Here is a 23,247-nt window from a genome sequence, read left to right as displayed (position 1 = left end):
TACTATGAGTGATTCAAAAGCCCTAGATCCCGTCACGTTTGAAGTTCTCAAGAACTCCTTCATCACATCCGTTGACCAGATGGCCGAGCAGATGCTGCGCACCTGTTACTCCTTTGTGATCTACAACCGCGACTTTTCAAACGCGCTGCATGATGCCGAAGGCAATTCGGTTGCGCAGGGCAACGATGACATCGCGGTGCACGTCGGCACGCTGCACTTTACCTGCAAAGACGTTATTCGCGTCTTCAAGGGCGACATGATGCCCGGCGATGTCTACGCAATCAACGATCCTTACGCAGGCGGCACGCACTTCAGCGATGTCCGTCTGGTGCGGCCGATCTTTGATGAAGACGAGCTGATCGGGTTTTCGCAGTCAAACGGGCACTGGTCTGATCTGGGTGGCTCTGTGCCCGGTTCTTTTGATGTGACGGCGAAAGACATGTTCCGCGAGGCGGTTCGGATCACACCTGTCCGGCTATTCCGTGCCGGCGAATTTTGTTCCGACGTTGCCAACCTGATCGCAAACAACACACGCGACCCCGCGTCGATTATCGGTGACATCCACAGCCAGGCACAGGCCACGCAGGTGGCCGAACGTGAAATCCTGCGGCTGGTGCGCAAATACGGGCGCGAGCAGGTCAAGCAGGGCATGAACGAGATGCAGGACTACGTTGAACGCGCCGTGCGCCAGCGTATTGCGGCGCTGCCCGACGGCACATGGAAATCCGTCGACTACATCGACCGGGACCCGTCAGGTGGCGAGGGGATGATCCCGATCCACATCAAGATGACAATCAAGGGTGATCAGATTCACTACGATTTCGAAGGCAGCCACCCGACGATTGGTTCGATGTACAATTCCGCGCCGGGAGCCACATTCTCGGCTGTCGTCGCGGGGATGAAGACCTTCTTTCCTGACCTGCCGTTGAACTCCGGCTTCTATCGGATGCTTTCTGTCGCTGCGCCGGAAAATTCGGTGGTCAGTGCCCAGTGGCCCACGGCGGTCACCGGCTTCCTGATGCCGTTTGAAAAGATCATGAACTCGGTTTTCGAGATGTGGTCGGAGATCATGCCGGAGCGCGCCATCGCCTGTGCATTCAATCTTGAATACCTGTTGGCGGGGGGCACGGACAAGCGGCGCGAGGAGGACTCTACATTCATGTTCTACGAATGGCTCCCCGGCGGTTGGGGCGGACGGCGCGGTAAGGATGGCAGCGACGTCACCACAGCCTGCTTCGGAACCGGGCTCATGTCTCAGCCCAACGAAGGCAACGAGCGGGTCAACCCGACCCGGACGCTTGAATTTCAGATCAAAAAAGACAGCGCAGGCCCGGGCAAATGGCGCGGTGGGACAGGGGTGCAGAAAACCTCCCTGCTTCTGGAAAGTGAAAAATCCGTCATGTCCTATGTATGCGACCGCGAACGCGCCGTTGTCTGGGGTGTTGATGGTGGTTTGCCCTCCATGCCGCATGGTCTGACCATCAAACGCGCCGGCTCGGACACGCACGAATGGCTTGGGTCGGTCTTCTCCGGCTTCCCGATGTATTCGGGAGATGAGTTTGCGCGCCCGACCGCGGGGGGCGGCGGCTTTGGCGACCCACTTGAACGCAAGACAGAGGCTGTTCTGACGGATGTGGTGGATGACTATGTCTCTATCAAACGAGCCGCGTTGGACTACGGCGTGGTGATCAAAGAGATTGATGCGGACTTGTGTGAATATGAGGTCGATGAGGCCGAGACCGAGAAACTGCGGGCGCATATTCGTGAAAACCGCGTGGCTTGGGCGCGCATTGATCCTGAAAAGGTTGCCGAGATGTATCGCAACGGCGAGATCGACGCGATGGACGCCGTGCGACGCTATGCGGTGATCCTGGATTGGGAAACCGGCGAGCCGCTGCCCAAGACGATCGAACAGTTCCGCGAGAGTTTCGAGCGGCGCAGCGTGGCACACTGGACCTAGTGAGCATCACCAGGACCCACAGCCGCCATCGGTTGGCGGCTGTGGAGCACAACGGTCGGAACAGGAACGCGAAGGATAAGATTTTGTCATTGGAACTGGAATCAATCAGCGTTGCGTTTGGTGGCTTCAAGGCTCTGGATGACGTGACGATTTCGCTAAAGAAGGCGGAAATTGTCGGGTTGATCGGCCCCAACGGAGCAGGCAAAACCACCTGCGTCAACATCATCACAGGCTTTCAGGACCCCACGTCAGGCACGGTCATGCTGGATGGGCAGGACATCAACGCCAAAGCGCCCTATGACATTCGCCGCCGGGGTCTTGCGCGCACGTTCCAGGCCGGGCGCTTGTTTTCCGGGCTGGATGTACTGGACAATCTTGCAGTGACCGGGGTGGGCCTTGGCCATTCGCGGCGCGCCTCCGAAGACGAAGCGCTGCGCGTGTTGTCCTGGATGGGGGCCGGGCATCTTGCCGAACTGCCCGCAGCCGGGCTGCCCTATACGGACGAGCGCAGGGTCGGCATTGCGCGTGCGCTGATGTTTGCCCCCGATTACCTGCTGCTGGACGAACCCGCCGCAGGCATGTCCGAAACCGAAGCGGATGATCTGGCACAAATCATCAGGCGGATCGCGGATGAGCTGAACTGCGGTGTCCTGTTGATCGAGCATAACGTCGGGCTTGTCCTGTCATTGTCAAACCACGTCTATGTTCTGGACGCGGGCAAGATCATCGAAGAGGGCGACAAGACCGAGATCCTGGCCAGCCAGGCGGTACGCGAAGCCTATCTGGGCGCAGAGCATGCGCCAGAAAACATGGAGCACGCGTGATGTTAAAGCTGGGTGTTTTCGATGTCGCGGTTCGGTATGGCAAAGTGCCTGCACTGTCGGATGTTTCCTTTACTGTTCAAGAGGGTGAGAGGCTGTTCATCTCCGGGCCGAATGGGGCGGGCAAGTCCTCTCTGCTCAAGGCGATTTGCGGAGCCGTTGCCACGACCCATGGCCGCATTGAGGTGGACGGCGATGTGCTGAATGGCCGCTCGCCCGAAGCGATAGCGCGTTTGGGTCTGACTATGGTTCCGGAAGGCCGCGAGGTTTTCGGAACGCTGACAGTCGAGGAAAACCTGCGTGTGGGCACGGGCATCCGGAAGGACAAGGCGGCGATTGAAACGGATATCGACGGGATCTACCAGAGCTTTCCTATCCTGGGTGAGCGGCGGCATGCCAATGCCGGAGCACTGTCCGGCGGACAGCAACAGATGTTGGCGATCGGGCGCGGTTTGATGACCAATCCCAAACTGATGATGGTGGATGAACCTTCGCTTGGGTTGGCTCCGAATATTGTCGATCAGGTCTATGAAACGCTCGTCAATCTGCAGGCCGAACGCGGCTTGACCCTGATCATCGTTGAACAGAGCTCGGCCCGCGCGGCCCGGGTTGGCGGGCGCATGGTGTTGCTGCGCGGGGGTCATGTTGCCGGCGATGGCGATGCGGCAGGCTTTGCGGAAAGCGATCTGCTTAAGGAAGCCTACTTTGGGCAAAACCAGTCGGAGGATGCGACATGAACGCCGTTCCACAGCTGCTCTTTGATGCGCTGAGCCTTGGGGGCATCTATGCCATGGCCGCACTTGGGATTGCTCTGATCTTCGGGGTGATGAAACTGGTGAATTTCGCCCACGGCGAATACATCGCCTTTTGCGTTTTTGCATTGATTGTGCCCTCGACGGACGCAGTTGCCGTCATGTTCTTGGGCAAAGCGCCGGCGATTTTGCTGATCCCGCTGCTGCTGCTGATCGGCGCTGCAATCGCCGTCGCCTCCGAGTTCTTTGTCTTCAGGCACATGCGCAATGCCACGCCTGTGGCGATGATGATTTCATCTTTTGCCTTGGGGTTCGTGATCCAGAATACACTGCTGTTGGTCTACAGCAGCCGTCCCAAGGCAGTAAGCCTCTGGCCAGAGTTGAACCAGCCCGTCAGCATCGCAGGGGCCTCGATCCCTTTGCTACAGATCATCGTCATTTGCACCACTTTGCTCGTTGTTGTGACGCTTGCCTTGCTTTTGAAACGCACGCGGATCGGGCTGGAAATGCGCGCGGCGGCTGAGAATTTCACCATGGCGCGGCTTTTGGGTGTGCGGGCCAATGTGGTTATCACCGGCGCCTTTGCCCTGTCTGGCGCGCTGGCTGCCGCTGTGGCGCTGATCATGGTCACACAAACCGGTGTGGCAGACATTCGCATGGGCGGGCAGATCATGTTGGTTGCCTTCATTGCCACAGTGATCGGCGGTTTGGGCAGTTTGCCCGGTGCTGTAGCGGCGGGATTTTTGATTGGCGCTGCTTCGGTCATTTTGCAGGGGTTCCTCCCGCTCGAAGCACGGCCTTTCCGTGATGCGTTTCTTTATACGCTGGTCATTGTCAGCTTGCTGCTGCGCCCCGACGGATTGTTCGCTCCGAGATCTACGAAGCCGAGGGTTTAGCACATGGCACAAACACATAAACAAAAGCGCCTGAGTGCTTGGTCCACGCCAATCTTGCTGATCGCCATTCTGGTGGTGTTCACATTGCTGGTCACGCTTCTGGGTGACAAATCATTGGCGCGTATGGCGGCGCAAACCCTGATCCGCGTGACCTTTGTTGTCGGGCTTTGGATATTCGTTGGCAACTCCGGCCTCGTCAGTTTCGGACATGCCGGTTACATGGCGATCGGGGCCTATTGCTCTGCATGGCTGACCCTGAGGCCCCAGATGAAGGGGATGTTCCTACCTGATCTCTGGCCGTATCTGGCGACTGCTGAATGGCATGGTTTTCCGGCTGCTGTTGCTTCGGGCCTTCTGGCGGCTGTCATTGCACTGATTTCAGGTGCTGCGATCTTGCGGCTCTCCGGCATCGCCGCCTCTATCGCGACATTCGCATTTCTGGCAATTGTCTACACCGTTTATTCCAGCTGGGAAGGCGTCACGGGGGCCACGTCTTCTGTTGTCGGCCTGACACGATATGCCGATCAATGGGTTACTCTGGGGTGGGCCTCTGTCACAGTTCTGGCCGCTGCGTGGTATGCCAACTCCGCATCCGGACTGGCCTTGCGTGCCAGCCGCGAAGACGAAGTGGCCGCAGACGCCAGCGGTATCAACATGTATGGCCATCGGCTCATTTCTCTTGTGGTCTCTGCCTTCTTTGCGGGTGTCGCGGGTGCGCTCTTTGGCCATTCGCTTGGTGTTCTGAACCCCAACAGCTTCTACCTCGGCATTACCTTCATTACCCTTGCAATGCTTGTCGTGGGCGGCATTGGCAGCCTGACCGGCGCTGTCATGGGGGTCCTTGTTCTGTCCATCATCATCGAGGGGCTCGTGCGGATGGAGCGGGGCATGGAGATTGGCGAGACGACATTGGCTCTGCCAACGGGTGCTCAGGAAATCATCATCGGGATCATCATGATCCTGGTTCTCATTCTACGCCCTGCCGGTCTGACTGGCGGGCGTGAACTCCGGCTGCGGATCGGTGGCCGCTAACCGGAAAATCAAACACATCGAAACCTAAAGGGAGACGACTAATGAAACACTTCTTCACTGCAACAGCCCTCACGTTAGCGCTTGGCGCGCCCGCCATGGCCGATGACATAACAATCGGTTTTGCCATTGCAAAATCCGGTTGGCTCGAAGCCTATGACGCCCCTGCCGTCGCCGCGGCGCGCATCCGGATTGATGAGATCAATGCGGCCGGCGGTCTGCTTGGCAAGCAGATCAAATGGATCGAAGCCGATACCAAGAGCGATCAGGCACAGTCCGCAAGTGCCGGTCTGCAACTGGTCGATGAAGGCGCGGAAATGCTGATCGTGACCTGTGACTACGACTTTGGCGCACCTGCAGCCTTGGCGGCTGAGGCGGCGGGCCTGAACTCCTTCTTCCTCTGCGCAGAAGACATCAAGGCAGGTATCCAAGGGGTTGGCCCGAACAGTTTCTCCGCCTCTGTTCTGGCGGCTGTTCAAGGGGCGACGATGGCGGAATGGTCCGTTAAGGAGCGTTCAGCAAAAACCGGCTATGTGCTGCTTGATACGACAATCGAATACAACAAAGGTATCTGCACCGGATTCGACTGGATGTTCCCCAAAGCGGGTGGCGAGATTGTCGGTCGTGATACCTTCCTCAATGGCGATGCCTCCATCGCCAGCCAGATCACCCGGATCAAAGGCCTTGAGAGCGAACCAGACGTGATCATGCTGTGCTCCTACATTCCGGGGGCTGCGTCTGCTGTGCGCCAAATTCGGGCAGCGGGCATCAACTCGACCATCCTGAACGGCTCTTCGGTTGATGGCTCCTACTGGCTGGACGCCGCACCTGATTTGTCCAACTTCATTGTGCCGGTTCAAGGGTCTATCTACGGCGATGATACGCGTCCTGCCGTAAACGAACTCCGTGATGCGTTTGAGGCGGCTACAGGCGCTGGTCCGTCCAGCACATACGCGTATCCGGGTTATCTGCTGATTGATCTATGGGCCAAAGCGGTCGAACGGGCCGGAACTGTCGAAGCATCAGCCGTAACAGCCGAACTTGAGAAGATGGATGGCGAACCAACAGTCTTTGGTCCGCGCAGCTTCTCTGATCAGATCCACCACCAGAACTCTGCTGAAATGCAGATTGTCGAGATTACAGATGGCAAACCAGGTGTCATCGGCAGCTTTACAATCAGCGAACCTGTGCCGCTGGACGTGCTGCTGAAGTAAGCCGGCTCTGGATGCAAAACAATGCGGGTGTTCCATGTTTGGAGCACCCTTTTTCATATGCTTCTGGTGGCCAGAATGATTTGCACCCTAGGCTCGACATCGCAAATCAACGAAGAGAGACAACAGAGACGAGACAGTTATGCAGTGGAGGTGCTGCACCAAGGTGTCGCAACGTTCTCCCAATGCCAGATTTGGGCTGCCGTTTTTGAGGCAATTCCGCCTTCCCCAGACTGCAGACTTTAGCTCTACTGAAGAAAACCGTGCGCTCTGGGCTCTTGTTCCTGTTTCGCTGCATTGTGCACGAAGGTCCGGTTTCAGTTTTGGGTGAGTTAATTACGCCCTTGCTGACTACCGCGCGAGGCTAGGCCAGCCTGTTTGCCCTAAAGGCCGAATGCAGATGGCCCTTTAACCGCTTGCTCGGTTCGCAGAAGATAACTACGATTCAACACAGCCGGAGGATTGGTCCACTGGCTTTTGGTTTCAAGTCCAGTTTCAACAACAAATGGAGGATTATCGCTATGGATAATCGGTTCGCTTACATGCGCAAATACCTTGGGTTTTCCCAAAAGGATGCATCCAACATTTTTTCCACTCGGCTCGATACGATCAAGAAATGGGACAGCGGCAAACTGCTAGTGCCGGGTCCGGTTTTGGAAGAACTTTATGATTATATACGGTTCACAAATGATATGGTTGTCGAGTTTTGCGACGAGCGCCAAGCGGAAGATGAAGACGAGGGGATCGACGAAATCTACCTGCGCACCTTCACAGTTGAAGGTCTTGCCGAGCAAGGCTTGCCGCCCTCCCTTGGTTGGCAAGATCAAGTCATTGGTGCAATTATCGGTCGTCTTGCTTCCATCCACGTCTACGGCGCGGATACGCTGCCAGAGCATCATGACCCCGACTATCATTGGTATGAGTATTGGGGCCTTGAGCCAGTAAAGAAGCCAACAGAATTTTTCACCATCCAGGACGAAGCATTGTTCGCGAATGAACTTGCAAAAGCTGTTGAAGGTAACTTTTGGCAAGTGGATTTTGACCCAGACGAAAACTACTATTTGATTGGATTCCGAACAAAGTCAGTGTCCAAAGTTACACGCCATATTTGGATCAGAGCTGTTCGCGCTGGTCGAGGTTCGGAACTTGTAGAACGTTTCGCTGGTGAACCACTACGATATTGCGATTCATTTGGCGAAGGTGCCCCATACATCGAAGGACCAAACAAGGCCAAAATCCCTGTCGGTTTTGCGTCCGGCCATGACGATGACACCGTTGATCCGCATACATTAGCGGAGACACTTTTTGCGGCCCTCGCAACATCCTACCCAACCAAAGGCGCTATGCGTGAAGCGTGCCGCGACCGATATGCGGCATTGGTCGGTGCTGACGAGGGCTACACAGCCGATTTTATGAACGATTGGGACGTGAAAGACACTCGCTTTGTTTCTCACAACTTTATCGCAGCCCTGTTTTTTGAAACCCAAAAACAGACCGGCTTGACGTTGCACCCCGAAGCTATGGTTGAACTATGCTCGATACTCGCCAAGTCGGAACCGTCGATACGCAGCATGGATCACGAAGTTGTTGTGATCGACATGGGCGAAATGGTGTTCACCATCACGCTTGATCTACGCGACGTTCTTTCCCAATCGGGTGATGGCAGAGACTTTCACACCGAAGCAAGCAAAGCCCTTGATGTTATCCAAGCGTCAATCGGAAACGATGGTCTGACCCGTATAGAGCCGTTCAGCACAATCGAAATCGAATTTACTTCGGACGACGCAGAAGGATAGGACACCTACCTTTATCTTCCCCGAAATAATCCTCGGGGGAGCGCCACTGGCGCGGGGGCAGATAGCCCCCTTCGTAGCTTGTCTTAGGGACCGGTGTTGGTACAATAAAGCATTATTGACCGATTGAGAGTGGATTGAATCTTGCCGTTGAACCCACCAGAAACACCCAATGTATTAACAGAGGTCGCATTGAAACAGCGCCTTGAGACGGGTTCGAAACTCATCATTACATGCAACGTATCGCCAACGCGCAAAGCATCATCATGGTTTGGAGTTTGGACGATGCACGCAGAACATGCCGATGGGACTACGCAAATGTTGGTCACGGCGCGCTCTAGGATGGCAGGTGAAATTTCCATTCGTGAGTTCAAAACCGTGACGGGAATCGTGTCTTTTCTGACCGACTGCGGTTTCACCAAAATTTCCTTCCCCGTGATTGAGGGCGACACCGTGAGACTACCGCTGGATACTTAAATCTAAGCATACCCAGCAGTAAGTTTGGTTGCCAATGCCCCGCCCTGTTGGGCGGGCAGCGCGTTACCCACAATCCCGACGCTTCGATGTTCAGTGTCTTCGTTTACTCCGCCGCGCGACCAAGAACTTCTTCGGCCCATTGGTTCAGGCTTTTGCCAGACAGCTCCGCCGCGAGTGCCGCCTTGCGGTGTACCTCGGGATCGACGCGAAACATGACTTGACCCGAGAATGCTTTTTGCGGCTCCTTGCCGACCTTTGCGCAAGTCTCAACGTAGTCTTCAACCGCTTCATGAAAGGCATCCCGCAACGCTTCAACCGTGTCAGCATGAAATCCGACACCATCGCTGATACCGGCAAGGCGGCCAGTGAAAATGCCATCTTCATCATCATACTCGATGCGGGCTGAGTAGCCTTTGTAGGTCATGGTATTGGTCATGGCGTTACTCCGATCCGTTCCAAGAATGCGCGGGCGGCGCGCACCTGATAGCGTTTGGCTTCCTTGGCGGGATGCGGACGATGAAACGTCTCGACCTCGCCGTCCTTTTCGAACCGCACTCGTGAACCGCGTCCTTCGATGACCTGCGCACCAGCTGCGACAAGTAATCTCTCAACAGCGGACCATTCGACTGTTCCCGACACTGGGTCGGCAAAGACAACGGCCAGAGTCTTGCGGTGTTTGCTATTCATGGGTCTATATAGGTCATGCTTGCATATATTGCAAGCAAGTTGCTCACTAGGGTGTGTGCCGGTTTCTCATGATGCGCCGCACCAAACGTCAAAACAACAGAATCTGTAGTATACTCCGTCGCACTATCAGCCAAAATCAAGCCATTGATCTCGCATGGATTTACGAGATCGCGTTGGTGCAAATTTAAGAAAACTAAGGCGGCTTCAATCCCTTAGCCAAGAAGCCCTGTCACTTAAGGCAGGACTTGAACGAGGCTATGTTGGCCGACTGGAACGTTCACAATATTATACCTCAATGGCGACCGTGCAAAAGCTTGCTTTTGCTCTCGAAGTTGACCCCATCGAGTTAATCGAGCCAGTTCTGATAACCCGCGGTAAAAAGTCAGGAACCGCCGATCATGAAACCTCAGATGATCAAAAGGTGTCTGGAGGCTCACAGCTGCTTGCTGTGCCGTTTCAAGAGGGATTTGAGAAGCGGCAAGACGATCTTACCCTCGTATTGATCGACTATAGATGGAACGACGGATCAACTGTTCGCCGCTGGCTTGTCGATCCGAAGAAGGTCAAACAATCGGCCATTGTCGTGAAACCTTGCATACTGCTTTGACAAAGGCAGATACCTGCTCAGTAGGAAAACCAGTCTGAATGACCCATATTGCCTCCGTAGTCGCCATATTCGACCATGATATCGCGCGAGTAGAAGTTTCCAAAACCACGCCCAACGGGCAACAAAATAGTTTGCCCGCTTTCGGAGACAAATGAGCTCGGCCAACGCGTGTGCGAGCCGTAGACACGTGCGATATATCGGCAGGTTCGGTTTTCACGGTCACAAGACCGAATACTCCAGTCCCACTGCCTTGGATCGTCACGCGGCGTGTAAGAGCGGCCTGTGAACCAGATCACATGTGTGCGGTTGAGCCATTCGTATTCTGGAAGGTCCGTATCAACCTCGCCCTCACCGCCGGGGCCACCCAATTCAATCGGTACTGCGGCGAAGGTGCAAATCCCGAACGGAGGCCTACTCGGCCACGGCGTGATGCGGCGGATCATTGTGCGATAGGCCCGCGCGCAGACCGCGCTCGGAGGAAATCCACCCGCCATACAGAGCATAATCGCGCAATCTATATCGTAGGCCTGCGCCTTTTTAGGTGCGCCAAATGTCATCAAAACACCAAAGATTGCTGACAAAATAAGCCGTTTCATCGGAGACTCCTTTGTTTGGTTTCGTCCTATGGTTTAGCATTTTGTTAAATTCTGCAATATATCATATTGACTCAATGTGTCTTTCCGCTTGTACTAGGTCGGACTAGAAGGGCTCTCAGGGGGAGAGTCCAAATGCCGATAGCGCGCAATCAAATCTTGATCACACTCGATGGGGTCAAAGACCTTCAAAAGAGGGAAGTTGCGTTCCGCTGCCGGTATGAACTCGTGGGGTTCACGGACGATGGCAAGCCGCGCTACCAGTGCATCTACCTGCGTGAGGGCGAACCCGAAGCCATTCTTGTGTCCACGCGGATCACGCCTCTCGGGCCAGAAGCGCGATACTTCAATATCTGGCCGGGGCTTTTCAAACACCATCTCGAGTTTGGCGACGGGCGCGATTTGCGCTTTGGTGCTGACTACAACATTACCCTCGAGGGCAACGGCTGACGTTCTAGCCTTTCGCGCTGACGGAACGGCTACGGCGTCTGGGTGGACGTTTCACAGAACACGCCCGAGCTGGGCCACGTCCGACGATGCTGTGGAAGCGCAACCTGTTGCCGTTGCACCAATTGCGCCTGCGGCGGGAGCCTCTGCCCAAGTTCTCTCACTCATTCGTCAGACGGCCAGCCGGCACCAAAACAACAGGGCCATCGCGCAAGCAGGCCTTTCGACGCGAGACTGGCACGTTCTGTTTCAAGCGATGATTGAAGCGGAGAGCAGTTACAATCCGACTGCCATCAGCCCCAAGGGTGCCTATGGCTTAGGGCAATTGATGCCTGCTACGGCACGCGAGCTTGGTGTGGATCCCCGCGATATCTCTCAGAACCTCGACGGCGCAGCACGCTACCTGCTAACCCAACTGGCAGAATTCCGAAGCGTCGAACTTGCCTTAGCCGCCTATAACGCTGGGCCCCATCGCGTTGAGCAATACTCAGGCGTACCGCCGTTTTCTGAAACACGCGCCTACATTGCACGCATCCACGACATTCGTGAACGGCTGTCCGGTGGAACGTCGCAGCCAGCACCAATCCGCGTCGCCAATACAGCACCCACACGCGCTCCCGTCATTATTGAACTGAACTGATCAAGGACATTTTCATGCCAAGACACCACTCACGATACTTGCCACTCATGGTCGCAACCTTAGCGCTCCTTGCCTCCCCTGCCTTCGCGCAAGACTTGTCGCCCATTCAAACAATGTTGGAGACGGTCGAAGCCGCACTCACAGGACCAATTGGCATTGCCGTGGCTACTCTAGCGGTCATTGGCACAGGCTTCATGTGCATGATGGGGCGGCTGAACTGGGGATGGTTCGCCTCCGTGATCATCGGGATCGTGTTGATTTTCTCGGCGGGCACCATCGTCGACGGCTTCACCTAAGAGCAGGCAGAGCAGATGGCAGAACGTTCCCCACTTTTCCTCGGCCTCGCACGCCCACCCAAGTATCTGGGTCTCCCTGTCGGATATCTGGTGGTCTTGGCCATGGGGGTCGTTCTGCCATTTATCTGGACGAAATCTCTGATCTTTTTCCTGATCGGGATCATTGCCTATCCAGTCCTTTGGTTCGTTGCGGACAAAGAGCCTCATTTCTTTGAAGTGCTGCGCATCTCCTTTGGCACCGTGCGCCCGACCAAAAACCGCGCACATCATGGGGGTGACAGCTTTGGCGCTTGATGGTGGAACTTTGAGCGGCATCGGCCCTGCGGTGCGTGAAGCTGGGGGAACAGGATTTGCCCGTGAAAGCTACCTTGCGGAGCACCTGCCCTATTTTGCTTTGGCAACGGACGATGTGATGGTGCTGCGCGAAGGCGATCTTCTGGCAACCCTACGCCTTGATGGTCTGAACCCGATGACTACCGAGGACGATCGCCTTGATGCGCTCAAGCGCGCGGTTGCCGCAATCGTGGCCCAAACCGGGAATACGTTCGGTTTTTACATCCACCGCGTCTCTGTTCCACAAAACTTAGACCTTAAGCCCGTCGAGGGTGATACCTTCGCGTCCCAAGTCGATGCCCGTTGGGCAGCTCACATCAAAGGCCTGCGACCTTCCAAGCGGCAGATGTATCTCAGCGTCATTCGCCGCCCCAATCTCGCAGCCCGCATCCCATTTTTGCGCGCACTCGCCCGCAAAGCTTGGGTCAAAGACCGCGCAGCGCGTGTTCAAGAGCTCAACGAGGTTATGGGCTTCTTTGCGGTGGCCCTCTCTTCGGCAAACCCTGTTCGCTTAACAAAGACGGGCGGTGAATGGCTCGGGTATCTGAACACGCTCAACGCAGGCAGCTTTTCACCCATCGCATTTGGTCAAAGCCCCCTGCCCCTGTCTCATACCATCAGTGATTGCCGCGCGACGTTCGATGGAGATGTGGCGACGATTACATGTGCCACAACAGGTGCCGTCAAATATGGCGCGCTCTTTAGCATCAAATCCTATCCCGCACTGACAGACGTGACGCTTCTCGATGCGTTAGATCTGCCTCTCGATATCGTACTGACCAATTCATTCAGTCCAATCCCGAACAACATCATGGCCGAGCGCATCCAGCGCATCATCAGACAGATGCATGCGTCAGATGATGCCGCCGTGTCATTGCGCGACCAATTGGCCTTGGCTGCAGACGATCAAGAGGCGGGACGCATCGCCTTTGGCGACCATCACCTTTCCATCGCCGTCTATGCGCCTGACCGCGACACACTTGAACGCGCCGCCGCACAGATCAAACGGGTCGGCCAAGAAATCATGGCTGTGATCGTGCGCGAAAACATGGCGCTGAAAGCCACCTATTTTGCACAGAGCCCGGGCAACTTTGGCTATCGCGCCCGAAAGACACCAATCTCATCGACCAATTTTTCTGATTTTGCAGCCCTTCACGGCAGTGTTGAAGGGCGTAGCAATGACGAGAGCCCGTGGGGTCAGAGCATTGCGGTTCTGCCAACAGTGGGTACATCAGGCTACCGTTTCAACTTCCACGAAGCGGGTTCTGCAAGCAAAGAACCTACTGTGGGCCACACACTGGTTTTAGGGCGCACGGGAACTGGCAAAACATTGACGACTGCCTTCCTCACCGCGCAAGCGCAACGGATCGGCGCACGCCTGTTCTTCTTTGACAAAGATCGCGGCTTGGAAATGGCAGTCCGAGCTTTGGGTGGCCGTTACAATGAAATCCGCGCAGGCGTGCCCACAGGCCTCAACCCGCTCGCCTCTGAAATCGATGAACGCGGACGCGCTTGGTTATCCGATTGGTTGGCCACCTTGCTGACGCGCAGCGGTGCCTTATCCGGAGAACAATCGCGCCACATCCAGGGTGCGGTAACACAGAATGCAGATGCTGGCGCAGCCTTACAGCGCTTTGCCAGCTTTGAAACCTTGTTCCAGTCCTTGGATGATGATGGCGAGCTGCAGTCCCGCGTCGCAGAATGGGCCCCCGGCGGTCGGTTTGGCTGGGTATTTGATGAACCCGACCGTGGGCAGCGCCTCGATCTCTCTGGCGACATCGTCGGGTTTGATATGACTGAGATCCTCGACATGACAACGGAGCGCATGGCTGTGCTTTCATACATTTTCCGCCAGATTGAACGCGTAGTTGAAGACCGTCGACCCACCATCATCGTCTTGGACGAGGCGTGGAAACTACTGGATGATCCTTATTTCGGCGCACGGTTGGAAAACTGGCTCGTGACCCTGCGCAAGATGAACTGCGTCGTGATCATGATGACGCAGTACCCCAGCCAGTTGCGCGACAGCCGCGTTGGCAAAACCATTGTTGAAACCGTCCCGACGCAGATCCTGTTTCCCAACGACCGCGCCACGGTGGCCGATTACGATTTTCTGCGCGTGAACTCCAAGGAAGCTGCTTTGCTCGTCCAACCCACCATTGGCCAACGCATCGCGCTGGTGCGCTCCGCGGGTGACAGCGTCTTTGTCGATGCTGACCTCTCTGCCCTTGGCGACTTGCTGCCAATCTTGGGCGGCGGTGCCACAGGTGAGGCCCGCGTGCCAGCCGACTGGCGTTCAAACCCAGATTTTTGGAGACCACAATGAGATATTCCCAAACCATTCTTGTGCTTTCGGCTGCGCTGTTGCTATCGGCCTGCGCGCAATACACCGAGAAAACGTCCCCATGCTTTAACCGAAGCGGTGACCCGGTGGTGACACGCGCAACGCTATCCTTCGCGGCCACGGCACCAGTTTCAGCTGCGAGCGGCAAAGATTGTACTTTCGAAGCCCTGCCGCGCCCAGAATGATCCGCCCCGTCATCATATCTGCTGGGCTTTGGCTTTGCCTGCATGCAACCTCGGGCTTCGCCCAAGGTGTACCAACGCAAGACAACGCCGCAATCGGGCAAACCATTGCGCGTGTGACCGCATTGGTTCAGGATTTGGGAACCCAAGGTGACAAAGAAGCCGAGCGTTCTTCCATCGCCGAGGTGCAGGCAGATCAGCTGCGCACGCTCGAGGCAATTTCTGCCGCTATGACGGGTCCGGGCTTTGATATCAGCGCCCTTGAAGGCAACGCTGATTTTGGGGTCGCTTCCGTCTATCCCAACACCGATACAAGTCCGATGAACAGCCGCCTCTTTGGCGAGGGCCGCGAAACCGTCGAAATGATGATTGTGCGCGTTGCAGGCGAATATGCTGGCGCACCAGGCGTCGCACGGGCTGGTCTTTCCGCCACGCAATGGCGCTGCTTGTTTCAGGCACTGATCAAACAGGAAAGCCGCTTCAATATCACCGCCGAAAGCCATGTTGGCGCTTACGGACTGACACAGCTCATGCCCGGCACCGCATCGGACATGGGCGTCAATCGCTACGATCCTATGGACAACCTGCGTGGTGGCGCGCGCTACATCACGACCCAGCTGAACCGCTTTGGCAACATCCCCCATGCGCTCGCAGCCTATAACGCAGGCCCCGGACGCGTGATCGAGTATGGCGGCGTGCCGCCTTTTACCGAGACCCAAGGCTATGTGCGCAATATCTCCAAATTCTACAACGAATACCTTGCCGTTGTCGGTGGTGCGGAGGCGCTTGGCACATTGTCATCCTCAGATTTCGCCCTCGCTGAATACGCCAACATCTCGGATGCAGGCGTCTATTATGCGGCAAGCAGCCACGCCACGACGATGCAGGTCATCAACCGCCTGCGCGCGATCATTCTGCAAATCGACGCCCAACCAAATGCGAAAGCCGCGTGGGAACTCAACACCTACGCCAAAGCTGAAATCGCCCGCATCCTAAATCTGCGCGTCAGGCTGATGGCAGCCAATCAACAACGCGAAGCGACCCATGCCCAACATCTGGTCGCGGACCGCCTATCCGAGCGTGAATTCATGCAAATGGGAGTGCCAAATTGAAACAGCTTCTTCTTTCGGTCGCGGCGATAACCGCCCTTGGCCTTTCGACGCCAGCGCGCGCACAAGGCGTGCCAACGTTTGACGGCTCACAGCTTGGCCAGTTGGTCGCGCAGCTTGAGCACATGGCCGAAGACCTGAATGTTCAGCTGCAACAGCTGGCCACCATGCGGTTGGAGCTCGAGACCCAGCTTTCCCAGCTTCTTAACTTGGACGCCCAGTTGGCATCTCTTATCGAAGGCAGCGGGCTGAGCGGTCTCTTTGCATCGGTTGAAGAATTCCGCGCCTTGCGGGGCAAACTTGTTGGCCCGTTAAATACAGCGCGCTCACTGGCGAGCGGAGATTTCCTGAGTGGCTTTAATCCAGGCGCGGAACTGGAAGCATCAGTAGAGCGTGTGCTCTCCGGCAGTGGGTTCACGCCTGAGACGCTCAGCACTCTTTCGTCATCGCCACAACCTGCTGACAACCGCATTGCGACGTCCGCAGGCGCCAGCGCTATGTTGTCGGTAGCCGCGCAAGAAAGCCATGCAGAAGCAGGCCAAAGTCTGGAACGCCTTGAAACAATGGTTGGCTTGATCGACGATCAAGACGGCTTGAAAGCGGCCGTTGATTTGAACACGCGGGTCACTATCGAACTCGGGATTATCCTGACGCAAATCTGGCGCTTGGAAGCGGCACAAGGTGTTAGCGCAGGACAGCTCGGTGTGGTTGATGCGGCGACACTGGCCGATGAGCGCCGGTTCAGATCAATGGCGGTGGATCCGTGATGATGCGCCTCCCGCGTTCAATTCGGTCTACAGTTGCAGCGCTGCTTATCGCGCTGCCTGTCTCCGCTTTTGCTGAAACACCTGATTCAACATCCGGTGGGCCAAAGCCATTCAGTTCGATGGCTATTACCCCTGATGCTGGGGAGGCCTGCCGCATTCCGCGTCCTCCGGTAGATCTCGCGGAGACGGCTTATCTACGCAACGGATACCGCGCAATATTGCGTATTCTCGTTGCCGAACGGCAGTTGGAAACCGAAACCTGTGATTGCCTCTTGGGAGAATTCACATGGGACATTGCTCTCGCAGAGCTGCCGCGCTTTCGAACGTCCGACAATCCGCGCCTGCCGTTCAAAGTCCTCGACCTCTATGCCATGGCCGATGCGCTCGAGGCTGAGCACGCCGAGGGTTGTGCCGAATAGATGGGGATTATCAGCGATATCCTCGACCAGGTCGATGCAGCTGTAGACAGCGTCGCACAAGATGGCTTCATCTCGTCGGCTGCAGCAGTGGGCAATGTCATCACAGCAGGTGCTGTCCTGTTGTTGATACTGCTGGGCATCAATGTTGTGATGCAACTCAAGCCCATGACCTTTGGCAGCGCATTTGCATTTGGGATCAAAATCTCGCTGGTCGCCATTTTCGCCCAGAGTTGGGATAATTTTAGCGTTATCTACGGCATTGTAACGCAAGTACCGGACTCAGTCGGCGCATCCATTCTCGCTCTCACGGGATCTGGCGATGAGGCCGGCGTATACGAAAGTCTCGACAACATGGTGGCCCGGATCACGGCCTACGGCGACACGATCGGCGATCAAGCCGGCTGGGTCTTTGGGGCTGTGCTTGGCGCAATTTTCTTCGTTCTTTCCGCACTCTTCGCAGCCGTTACTGCTGGGATCATTGCATTCGCCAAAATCGTCTTTGCGCTGATGATCGTGATTGCCCCATTCATGATCATCACATCGCTGTTCAAGCCAACCCAGTCTCTCTTTGAGGCCTGGAGCCGTGCAACTATCGGCTACGCCTTGATGCCCGTCGCCGCTGCAGGTGCTGCTGGCATTATCGTTGCGATCGCAGAAGCCATTGGCGATGCGTCCGCCGATCCCGTCGATGTCGAAACCGTCAGTCTCATCTTGCCATTCTTGGTCATTCTGCTCCTCAGCGCCGGGATTATGGCATCCGTCCCTTACATCGCCTCCAACCTAACCGGCGTGATGGGCATCGCCTCCAACGCTGTCGGCCTGACGGGGCTGGCACGTCGCGGCATCGTCAACACGAGCGATTATGGCACGGGCAGTGCCACGCGCCTCGCAACAGGCAAATCACCGCAAGAGCTCCAGCAAGCGGTGAACAGCGGCGTTGTCAAAACCGGCGAAGCGATCCGCAGAACACCAGCCTCAGCCCTGAACACCGTCAAATCCTTCCGCGCCTCATGATGAAAGACCAACACCAAAAATGAAAAGCCAAACAAGCCAAGATCAAAGTGACGCTTTTGCAGTGGATTTTATTTACGGCCCGCGAAGACGCGAACGCTTTGCCTATTTTGTGGCCGCCGCTGGCGTTCTGGTCGGGCTGGCAGGAATTGTCGCTGGAGCGAGTGTGTTTCCACTCAAGTCGATCGAGACATTCGTTGTCGTCGTGGACAAGGAAACCGGCCAAATGGACCGAGTGGCTGCAGTCCAAGCACTGTCCCTGTCCGAGAGCGATGCCATTATTCAGGCCAACCTTGTGGCTTATGTGGATGACCGAGAAACCTATGACCTGACCGACGGCGAACAACGGATCAATTCCGTTCTTGAACGATCCGACGGAGATGCCGCACGCACCCTGCGCGACCTTTGGACCTCGTCCAACGAAGATTACCCAATCGCTGTTTATGGCCGCGATGCCGTCATCGAAGTTGTGATCAAGTCCGTGAACCAGATCGAACCTGGCGTCGCACAGATCCGCTTTACCCGCACCCTGCGCCGCACGCGCGATACCCGCACCGTGACGCGCAGCTATGTGGCCACTGCTGGCTACGCCTTTGAACCAGAAACTCGCCAGCGCCTTCAGGATGTCTGGGCCAACCCCTTGGGCTTCGTGGTCACCTCATACCGCGTCGACGCCGAGACTTTGGAGAACTGATCCCTTGAATATCGCTGCCCGTTTGATCTGCGCTGCCGCATTGCTTTCGGCGTCCCCTGCCCTGTCAGAGTCCGTGCCGCGCAGCGGCGCGCTCGACGATCGTGTGCGCATCGCCACTTACTTCGAAAACCAAGTCTTCGTCATCGAGACTGATCTGCGCCACTCAACAACTATCCACTTCGGGCCAGGCGAACGGTTTGATGCGGTCATTGTTGGCGACACCGAGAGTTTCCAAGTCGATCCGATCCCCGAGCTCGGAAACGTGCTGACCATCAAGCCGCATGTGCAAGGTGCCTCGACCAACATGACAGTGATCACCAACCGCAGGACCTATTCCTTCCATCTGCGCGAAGGGGCCATTCCGGGTCGCTCGGGCATGTTTTTTGAGGTGCGGTTTCTCTATCCAGAGGATGAGCGTCGCGCGGCAGCTGCTAGTACCCAACCCAAAGGCTTTGAGGCCCCGCGCAACTACAGCTACCGCGTCGCGGGCGAAGGGGATTTCCGTCCAACCCATATCTACGATGACGGGCGGTACACATACTTCACCTTCCCCGAAAACGGACGCCAACCCGCAGTCTTTAAGGCCGACGATCAAGGCCGGGAGCGCACCGTGAACTGGACTCAACAAGGCAACATCGTGCGCGTGCTTGGCGTGAACCAATTCTGGACCTTGCGGATTGGCGACGAGGCCATCTGCGCCTTGCGCGATGACAGCGCAATTTATGTGAGCAACTGATCATGGCTGATGAGAACACACCCGACCTTCAGGACCGCCTGAGCACGTTCAGCCAGAAGAACAAGACCAAACGCCGTGGCGGTAATATAGGTGTCGGGGCATTGGCGATCGCGCTTGCGCTTGGCGGCGGTGGTGCTGCCTACTTTCTGGCAACAAATCTGCAAGAAAGAGCCAAAGGCTTAGAAACGTCTGACGTTGAGACCTTTCAGGATCAACGCACCGGAAATGGTGGGCGGTTGGAATTTCCGCCGGATGAAGCGGAACAACGGGTCAACGATGCACTTATAGCAGTTGAAGAGGCGCTCGATGTGCCGGCCCCTGCGCCGGCACCCGCAGAACCCAGTGCAGCGGTGCTGGAGGAAATCGCGAAACTGAGGGAAGCGCTTGCTGCGAGCCAATCTGCCCGCAACGCCGAAATTCAGGAAGCCGTCTCTGATCTGCGAGAGGCGTTCCAAGTCCAAACCGATGCGCTTGAAGCCTCCATTGCCGCCAAAGACACCGAAATAGAAAACGCGCAGCGGCAGAACGAAGCACGTTTGGCCGGCCTGCAGGCCATGCTGGACGCTGAACGTGCGCAGCGCGAAGGTCTTGAGGCAGAAATGGCGCGCGATGGTCTGATTGCAGATCAACGGTTGCTTGAAGAACGCCAGCGGCAGGAGGAAGAGCAGCGTCAGCGTGAAGCCGAACGTGTTGCGCAAGAATTGCTGACCGCCCAGATCGTTTCTCCTTCGGTCGTTTATGCAGATGGCCCACGGACCGCATCCGCTGACGGAACAAGTCCAAATGCTGCTGTGGCAGGAACAGATGGACCCACCCTGACCGAAAACGAACAGTATCTCCGGCAAGGCGCAAGGCCACTGGAAATTCAAGAAGCGTCCCAGATGGCCTTTCCAGAGAGAACGCTCTCCCAAGGCTCTGTCATTCAAGCTGCCTTGCAAACAGCTATCAACAGCGACTTGCCGGGCTCTGTTGTGGCGGTTGTGTCTGAACCGGTGCCTGCCTTTTCTGGCGATCAAATCCTAATCCCGCGCGGCTCGCGTCTTTTTGGCCAATATCGGTCTGGAATTGAGTTGAACCAGAAACGTATCCTGATCCTATGGACCCGCGTTCTAACCCCAGATGGGACGTCGATTGAAATTGCCTCTGTTGGCGGCGACCAGCTTGGGCGCTCTGGGTTAACTGGGATCGTCGACACAAAGTTTGCTGAACGTTTTGGTGGGGCCGCGCTGATCTCCCTCATTGGCGCAGCACCAGCAGTTGCCGCAAACAGTACTGACAATGAAACAGCCAGCGAAGTGCTTGAGGGGGTTTCCGGAGATCTGGAAGACGCTGTGGGGTCTGTGATCGCCGAGCAGGTTTCGATCTCACCCACTATTTATATTGATCAAGGTGCATCCGTGACAGTTCTCGTCGACCGCGATGTGGTGATCTATTGAGCCAACCCCCGCTGCCTGCGTCCTACTTAGAGCGATATCTTGAGCCGTTTCGCGATTTGCTGCTGCGCGACGATGTCGTCGAAATCGCAATCAACCCTGATGGAAAAGTCTGGGTCGAAGCCGCAGGTGACGCGGCAATGCGTCATGAAGGTCAGACAGTTGACCGTAGCACGGCATTCAATATGGCGCAGACAATCGTCGGTGATGCCAATGCCCGCGTATCAGAGAAAAACCCGCTGGTGTCTGGCAAAGTTGAATATGCAGGCCGACCTCTGAGAGTTCAGGTCGCGGTTCCACCTGCCATTGAACAGGGTGCCTCGATCACTATCCGTCTGTTCGCTACAGCGGGCGTGCAGGGGTACAAACCATCCTATCTTTTTGGCAAAGCTGTCTCGCTCGACCAACTGAGAGCTGAAAAGATGAAAGACATTGCCAGCCAAGCTGAAGAAAACCTCGAAGCCGCGTTAGAGGCCTTGGTACATCAAAGGCTCAATATATTGATCAGTGGTGGCACATCGACTGGCAAGACCACCTTTGCCCGACATCTTCTTACTCATGTCGATGATGGCGAACGGCTGATCACGATTGAAGATGCGTTTGAACTGTTCCCTAGCCAACCCAACACCGTAGCCCTGCTGGCAAGTCGCAGCACTGGATCACAGAGAAGCGCTCACGCGCTTCTGCAGGCGTCTTTGCGGATGCGCCCGGACCGTATCATCGTTGGGGAACTGCGCGGGGACGAAGCCTTAACTTACCTCGAAGCGATCAACACCGGACATGGTGGGTCAGTCTCAACCATCCATGCGGAAACAGCTGAGCTGGCAATCGATCGGTTAGCCATAATGGTCTTACAAGCGGGCACGCCGCTCACCTTCGCTGAGGTGCGGAAGTACATTCAGAAGTCGATCGATGTTATCGTCCAATTGGGTCGAATGGACGGGAAACGTGGAATCGCTGAGTTCTATTTGCCCAACTAGGCTCAATAAAGCGCGACGATTGCGGCCATTCGCTGCGCACCGTATCAACTTACACTACGCGGGACATTTCAGACCTTCGCTGCACGTGCGCGAATGTCCTGTCCAGCGAACCGTTCAACAAACGGTCCTTTTTGGAAGGCTATGTTCGTCTAGCTAAAAACCAAAGAACCAAACAACAGAGTGCCGGCGCTATGTACCATATTTCTGGGCCGTCCAAAAGTTCTAAAAAACGTGTCGGAAAGTCTTTGTCCGGCTGCAAGGCGGGGTCAAAAAATACGGTCCCAAAATTCCGATCCATACTTATGAATCCCAGAAAATAGCTTAGCCGTGAGATGAGCATCCAGGTCATCCAGATCATCAAAGTGGCGAAACCTATTCGCACGACCTTTGAAAAGGTGGAGCGCAGTCGATTAAATCCGGCAATTGTAAAACCGAACAGGCTTAGGGCTAAGAGTATCGCAACTACCACCTTGTTCATTTGTAGCGAATTAAGGATCGCATCAATTTGATAAGACGAGGAGGATGACGACAAAGGTGGATAAAGCGTCCAGCCATCTGGCGCGACAGGACCCGATAACGATGAGGGGAAATTTATACTGGTGATTGGAACGGCGAGGTAACATGCAAGAGCTAGCCACATCGCCGCAACGACCCATGCCTTGAAATGAAGTGGCATGGTTTTTTGTAGGCGCATCACAAGCACTGCGAGGAATGCGGGAATCAGAGCCAAGTAAACTAGGAATGCCAAAGGGGCGCGCGAAATCGCGCTGGCTTGATCAACATTTGCAAAGCAAAATGTTAACTGGCCCTCAGCGCAAATATACTGAAGCCCAGGGGCCATCAACTCCATCCGTAGGATCATCTGCAACGCTAAAAGTGCAAGCCCGACAAAAAGGGCAACTACCGTAAATATTGCTGCAGGGATCTTCGCATTCCTGCGGACATCGGCGCTCATCATTCCTTAAACTTCCATGTCGTTGACGTGCTCTGATCACTGATGGTCGATGCACTGTTTCTCTTCAAGTAGATT

26 protein-coding genes are annotated in these 23,247 nt (G+C 55.9%); 22 read left to right on the top strand and 4 right to left on the bottom strand.

Annotation, left to right across the window (positions count from 1 at the left end; translation table 11 throughout):
• Nucleotides 1–4: 4 nt before the first annotated feature.
• From ACGYLX_RS17605 to ACGYLX_RS17570, 8 genes are all read left to right on the top strand, one after another.
• Nucleotides 5–1,960 carry a hydantoinase B/oxoprolinase family protein gene (locus ACGYLX_RS17605; RefSeq protein WP_394450990.1) on the top strand — a complete coding sequence of 652 codons (1,956 nt, stop codon included), beginning with the start codon at nucleotides 5–7 and terminating at the stop codon, nucleotides 1,958–1,960.
• 83 nt (nucleotides 1,961–2,043) lie between these two features.
• A complete protein-coding gene (locus ACGYLX_RS17600) occupies nucleotides 2,044–2,784 on the top strand; it encodes an ABC transporter ATP-binding protein (protein WP_007120581.1) in 741 nt (246 codons plus the stop codon).
• A gap of 44 nt (nucleotides 2,785–2,828) precedes the next feature.
• Nucleotides 2,829–3,518 carry an ABC transporter ATP-binding protein gene (locus tag ACGYLX_RS17595; RefSeq protein WP_322330053.1) on the top strand — a complete coding sequence of 230 codons (690 nt, stop codon included), beginning with the start codon at nucleotides 2,829–2,831 and terminating at the stop codon, nucleotides 3,516–3,518.
• Entirely contained in the window at nucleotides 3,515–4,429 is a 915-nt protein-coding gene (locus ACGYLX_RS17590; protein WP_007120583.1) for a branched-chain amino acid ABC transporter permease, read from the top strand. The genes ACGYLX_RS17595 and ACGYLX_RS17590 overlap by 4 nt, the downstream gene beginning before the upstream one ends.
• A gap of 54 nt (nucleotides 4,430–4,483) precedes the next feature.
• Nucleotides 4,484–5,461 carry a branched-chain amino acid ABC transporter permease gene (locus ACGYLX_RS17585; protein ID WP_394450988.1) on the top strand — a complete coding sequence of 326 codons (978 nt, stop codon included), beginning with the start codon at nucleotides 4,484–4,486 and terminating at the stop codon, nucleotides 5,459–5,461.
• A 41-nt stretch (nucleotides 5,462–5,502) separates the two neighbouring features.
• Nucleotides 5,503–6,672: an ABC transporter substrate-binding protein gene (locus ACGYLX_RS17580; protein ID WP_394450986.1), complete on the top strand. Its 1,170-nt coding sequence runs from the start codon at nucleotides 5,503–5,505 to the stop codon at nucleotides 6,670–6,672.
• Between the two features lie 518 nt (nucleotides 6,673–7,190).
• Nucleotides 7,191–8,465 (top strand): hypothetical protein, encoded by a 1,275-nt coding sequence (locus ACGYLX_RS17575; RefSeq protein ID WP_007121030.1) that lies wholly within the window; start codon nucleotides 7,191–7,193, stop codon nucleotides 8,463–8,465.
• Nucleotides 8,466–8,654: 189 nt separating this feature from the next.
• On the top strand, nucleotides 8,655–8,939 hold the full coding sequence (locus ACGYLX_RS17570; protein ID WP_289091420.1) for a hypothetical protein: 285 nt from the start codon (nucleotides 8,655–8,657) through the stop codon (nucleotides 8,937–8,939).
• A 103-nt stretch (nucleotides 8,940–9,042) separates the two neighbouring features.
• On the opposite strand, the gene ACGYLX_RS17565 is transcribed toward ACGYLX_RS17570, so the two are convergent.
• Nucleotides 9,043–9,375, bottom strand: a complete 333-nt coding sequence (locus ACGYLX_RS17565) for a type II toxin-antitoxin system HicB family antitoxin (RefSeq protein WP_007121032.1) — start codon at nucleotides 9,373–9,375, stop codon at nucleotides 9,043–9,045.
• Nucleotides 9,372–9,626: a type II toxin-antitoxin system HicA family toxin gene (locus tag ACGYLX_RS17560; RefSeq protein WP_007121033.1), complete on the bottom strand. Its 255-nt coding sequence runs from the start codon at nucleotides 9,624–9,626 to the stop codon at nucleotides 9,372–9,374. Before ACGYLX_RS17560 ends, ACGYLX_RS17565 begins: the two co-directional genes overlap by 4 nt.
• Nucleotides 9,627–9,780: 154 nt before the next feature.
• Between ACGYLX_RS17560 and ACGYLX_RS17555 the strand changes: the two genes are divergently transcribed.
• On the top strand, nucleotides 9,781–10,233 hold the full coding sequence (locus ACGYLX_RS17555; RefSeq protein WP_083790418.1) for a helix-turn-helix domain-containing protein: 453 nt from the start codon (nucleotides 9,781–9,783) through the stop codon (nucleotides 10,231–10,233).
• 17 nt (nucleotides 10,234–10,250) lie between these two features.
• On the opposite strand, the gene ACGYLX_RS17550 is transcribed toward ACGYLX_RS17555, so the two are convergent.
• On the bottom strand, nucleotides 10,251–10,829 hold the full coding sequence (locus ACGYLX_RS17550) for a hypothetical protein (protein ID WP_007121035.1): 579 nt from the start codon (nucleotides 10,827–10,829) through the stop codon (nucleotides 10,251–10,253).
• A 132-nt stretch (nucleotides 10,830–10,961) separates the two neighbouring features.
• Between ACGYLX_RS17550 and ACGYLX_RS17545 the strand changes: the two genes are divergently transcribed.
• The 13 genes from ACGYLX_RS17545 (at nucleotide 10,962) to virB11 (ending at nucleotide 22,217) form a co-directional block, all read left to right on the top strand.
• Nucleotides 10,962–11,276 carry a hypothetical protein gene (locus ACGYLX_RS17545; RefSeq protein WP_007121036.1) on the top strand — a complete coding sequence of 105 codons (315 nt, stop codon included), beginning with the start codon at nucleotides 10,962–10,964 and terminating at the stop codon, nucleotides 11,274–11,276.
• Entirely contained in the window at nucleotides 11,239–11,913 is a 675-nt protein-coding gene (locus ACGYLX_RS17540) for a lytic transglycosylase domain-containing protein (protein ID WP_279291309.1), read from the top strand. The genes ACGYLX_RS17545 and ACGYLX_RS17540 overlap by 38 nt, the downstream gene beginning before the upstream one ends.
• A 14-nt stretch (nucleotides 11,914–11,927) precedes the next feature.
• Nucleotides 11,928–12,209, top strand: a complete 282-nt coding sequence (locus ACGYLX_RS17535) for a TrbC/VirB2 family protein (protein WP_039965702.1) — start codon at nucleotides 11,928–11,930, stop codon at nucleotides 12,207–12,209.
• Nucleotides 12,210–12,224: 15 nt separating this feature from the next.
• Nucleotides 12,225–12,503, top strand: a complete 279-nt coding sequence (locus tag ACGYLX_RS17530) for a type IV secretion system protein VirB3 (protein ID WP_007121039.1) — start codon at nucleotides 12,225–12,227, stop codon at nucleotides 12,501–12,503.
• Nucleotides 12,478–14,868 (top strand): type IV secretion system protein B4, encoded by a 2,391-nt coding sequence (locus ACGYLX_RS17525; protein ID WP_007121040.1) that lies wholly within the window; start codon nucleotides 12,478–12,480, stop codon nucleotides 14,866–14,868. Before ACGYLX_RS17530 ends, ACGYLX_RS17525 begins: the two co-directional genes overlap by 26 nt.
• A gap of 199 nt (nucleotides 14,869–15,067) precedes the next feature.
• Nucleotides 15,068–16,180 carry a transglycosylase SLT domain-containing protein gene (locus tag ACGYLX_RS17520; RefSeq protein WP_007121041.1) on the top strand — a complete coding sequence of 371 codons (1,113 nt, stop codon included), beginning with the start codon at nucleotides 15,068–15,070 and terminating at the stop codon, nucleotides 16,178–16,180.
• Complete coding sequence (locus ACGYLX_RS17515; RefSeq protein ID WP_007121042.1) at nucleotides 16,177–16,944, top strand: type IV secretion system protein; 768 nt, start codon at nucleotides 16,177–16,179, stop codon at nucleotides 16,942–16,944. The genes ACGYLX_RS17520 and ACGYLX_RS17515 overlap by 4 nt, the downstream gene beginning before the upstream one ends.
• The gene (locus tag ACGYLX_RS17510) at nucleotides 16,944–17,363 is read left to right on the top strand and encodes a hypothetical protein (RefSeq protein ID WP_254702678.1); all 420 of its coding nucleotides are present in this window, start codon (nucleotides 16,944–16,946) and stop codon (nucleotides 17,361–17,363) included. Before ACGYLX_RS17515 ends, ACGYLX_RS17510 begins: the two co-directional genes overlap by 1 nt.
• Complete coding sequence (locus tag ACGYLX_RS17505) at nucleotides 17,364–18,377, top strand: type IV secretion system protein (protein WP_007121044.1); 1,014 nt, start codon at nucleotides 17,364–17,366, stop codon at nucleotides 18,375–18,377.
• A gap of 19 nt (nucleotides 18,378–18,396) precedes the next feature.
• Entirely contained in the window at nucleotides 18,397–19,068 is a 672-nt protein-coding gene (locus ACGYLX_RS17500; protein WP_007121045.1) for a virB8 family protein, read from the top strand.
• A 4-nt stretch (nucleotides 19,069–19,072) separates the two neighbouring features.
• Nucleotides 19,073–19,804: a TrbG/VirB9 family P-type conjugative transfer protein gene (locus tag ACGYLX_RS17495; RefSeq protein ID WP_007121046.1), complete on the top strand. Its 732-nt coding sequence runs from the start codon at nucleotides 19,073–19,075 to the stop codon at nucleotides 19,802–19,804.
• A 2-nt stretch (nucleotides 19,805–19,806) separates the two neighbouring features.
• Nucleotides 19,807–21,240 (top strand): TrbI/VirB10 family protein, encoded by a 1,434-nt coding sequence (locus tag ACGYLX_RS17490; RefSeq protein WP_007121047.1) that lies wholly within the window; start codon nucleotides 19,807–19,809, stop codon nucleotides 21,238–21,240.
• Nucleotides 21,237–22,217: a P-type DNA transfer ATPase VirB11 gene (virB11, locus tag ACGYLX_RS17485; protein WP_007121048.1), complete on the top strand. Its 981-nt coding sequence runs from the start codon at nucleotides 21,237–21,239 to the stop codon at nucleotides 22,215–22,217. Before ACGYLX_RS17490 ends, virB11 begins: the two co-directional genes overlap by 4 nt.
• 139 nt (nucleotides 22,218–22,356) lie before the next feature.
• Here the strand turns inward: virB11 and ACGYLX_RS17480 are convergent, their stop codons facing one another.
• Complete coding sequence (locus tag ACGYLX_RS17480) at nucleotides 22,357–23,175, bottom strand: hypothetical protein (protein ID WP_007121049.1); 819 nt, start codon at nucleotides 23,173–23,175, stop codon at nucleotides 22,357–22,359.
• Nucleotides 23,176–23,247 lie beyond the last annotated feature (72 nt).

It is taken from the genome of Sulfitobacter sp. 1A13496 (genome assembly GCF_043557225.1).
Taxonomy (GTDB): domain Bacteria; phylum Pseudomonadota; class Alphaproteobacteria; order Rhodobacterales; family Rhodobacteraceae; genus Sulfitobacter; species Sulfitobacter faviae.
Note: the sequence above shows the minus strand (reverse complement) of the source record. Positions and strands in the feature narration are given on the sequence as shown.

Bases quoted from the DNA above. Each gene is read 5' to 3' on its own strand.
- ACGYLX_RS17605 (WP_394450990.1), top strand. From the start codon at position 5: ATGAGTGATTCAAAAGCCCTAGATCCCGTCACGTTTGAAGTTCTCAAG.
- ACGYLX_RS17590 (WP_007120583.1), top strand. From the start codon at position 3,515: ATGAACGCCGTTCCACAGCTGCTCTTTGATGCGCTGAGCCTTGGGGGC.
- ACGYLX_RS17580 (WP_394450986.1), top strand. From the start codon at position 5,503: ATGAAACACTTCTTCACTGCAACAGCCCTCACGTTAGCGCTTGGCGCG.
- ACGYLX_RS17575 (WP_007121030.1), top strand. From the start codon at position 7,191: ATGGATAATCGGTTCGCTTACATGCGCAAATACCTTGGGTTTTCCCAA.
- ACGYLX_RS17565 (WP_007121032.1), bottom strand. From the start codon at position 9,375: ATGACCAATACCATGACCTACAAAGGCTACTCAGCCCGCATCGAGTAT.
- ACGYLX_RS17560 (WP_007121033.1), bottom strand. From the start codon at position 9,626: ATGAATAGCAAACACCGCAAGACTCTGGCCGTTGTCTTTGCCGACCCA.
- ACGYLX_RS17555 (WP_083790418.1), top strand. From the start codon at position 9,781: ATGGATTTACGAGATCGCGTTGGTGCAAATTTAAGAAAACTAAGGCGG.
- ACGYLX_RS17550 (WP_007121035.1), bottom strand. From the start codon at position 10,829: ATGAAACGGCTTATTTTGTCAGCAATCTTTGGTGTTTTGATGACATTT.
- ACGYLX_RS17545 (WP_007121036.1), top strand. From the start codon at position 10,962: ATGCCGATAGCGCGCAATCAAATCTTGATCACACTCGATGGGGTCAAA.
- ACGYLX_RS17535 (WP_039965702.1), top strand. From the start codon at position 11,928: ATGCCAAGACACCACTCACGATACTTGCCACTCATGGTCGCAACCTTA.
- ACGYLX_RS17530 (WP_007121039.1), top strand. From the start codon at position 12,225: ATGGCAGAACGTTCCCCACTTTTCCTCGGCCTCGCACGCCCACCCAAG.
- ACGYLX_RS17525 (WP_007121040.1), top strand. From the start codon at position 12,478: ATGGGGGTGACAGCTTTGGCGCTTGATGGTGGAACTTTGAGCGGCATC.
- ACGYLX_RS17520 (WP_007121041.1), top strand. From the start codon at position 15,068: ATGATCCGCCCCGTCATCATATCTGCTGGGCTTTGGCTTTGCCTGCAT.
- ACGYLX_RS17510 (WP_254702678.1), top strand. From the start codon at position 16,944: ATGATGCGCCTCCCGCGTTCAATTCGGTCTACAGTTGCAGCGCTGCTT.
- ACGYLX_RS17505 (WP_007121044.1), top strand. From the start codon at position 17,364: ATGGGGATTATCAGCGATATCCTCGACCAGGTCGATGCAGCTGTAGAC.
- ACGYLX_RS17500 (WP_007121045.1), top strand. From the start codon at position 18,397: ATGAAAAGCCAAACAAGCCAAGATCAAAGTGACGCTTTTGCAGTGGAT.
- ACGYLX_RS17490 (WP_007121047.1), top strand. From the start codon at position 19,807: ATGGCTGATGAGAACACACCCGACCTTCAGGACCGCCTGAGCACGTTC.
- ACGYLX_RS17480 (WP_007121049.1), bottom strand. From the start codon at position 23,175: ATGATGAGCGCCGATGTCCGCAGGAATGCGAAGATCCCTGCAGCAATA.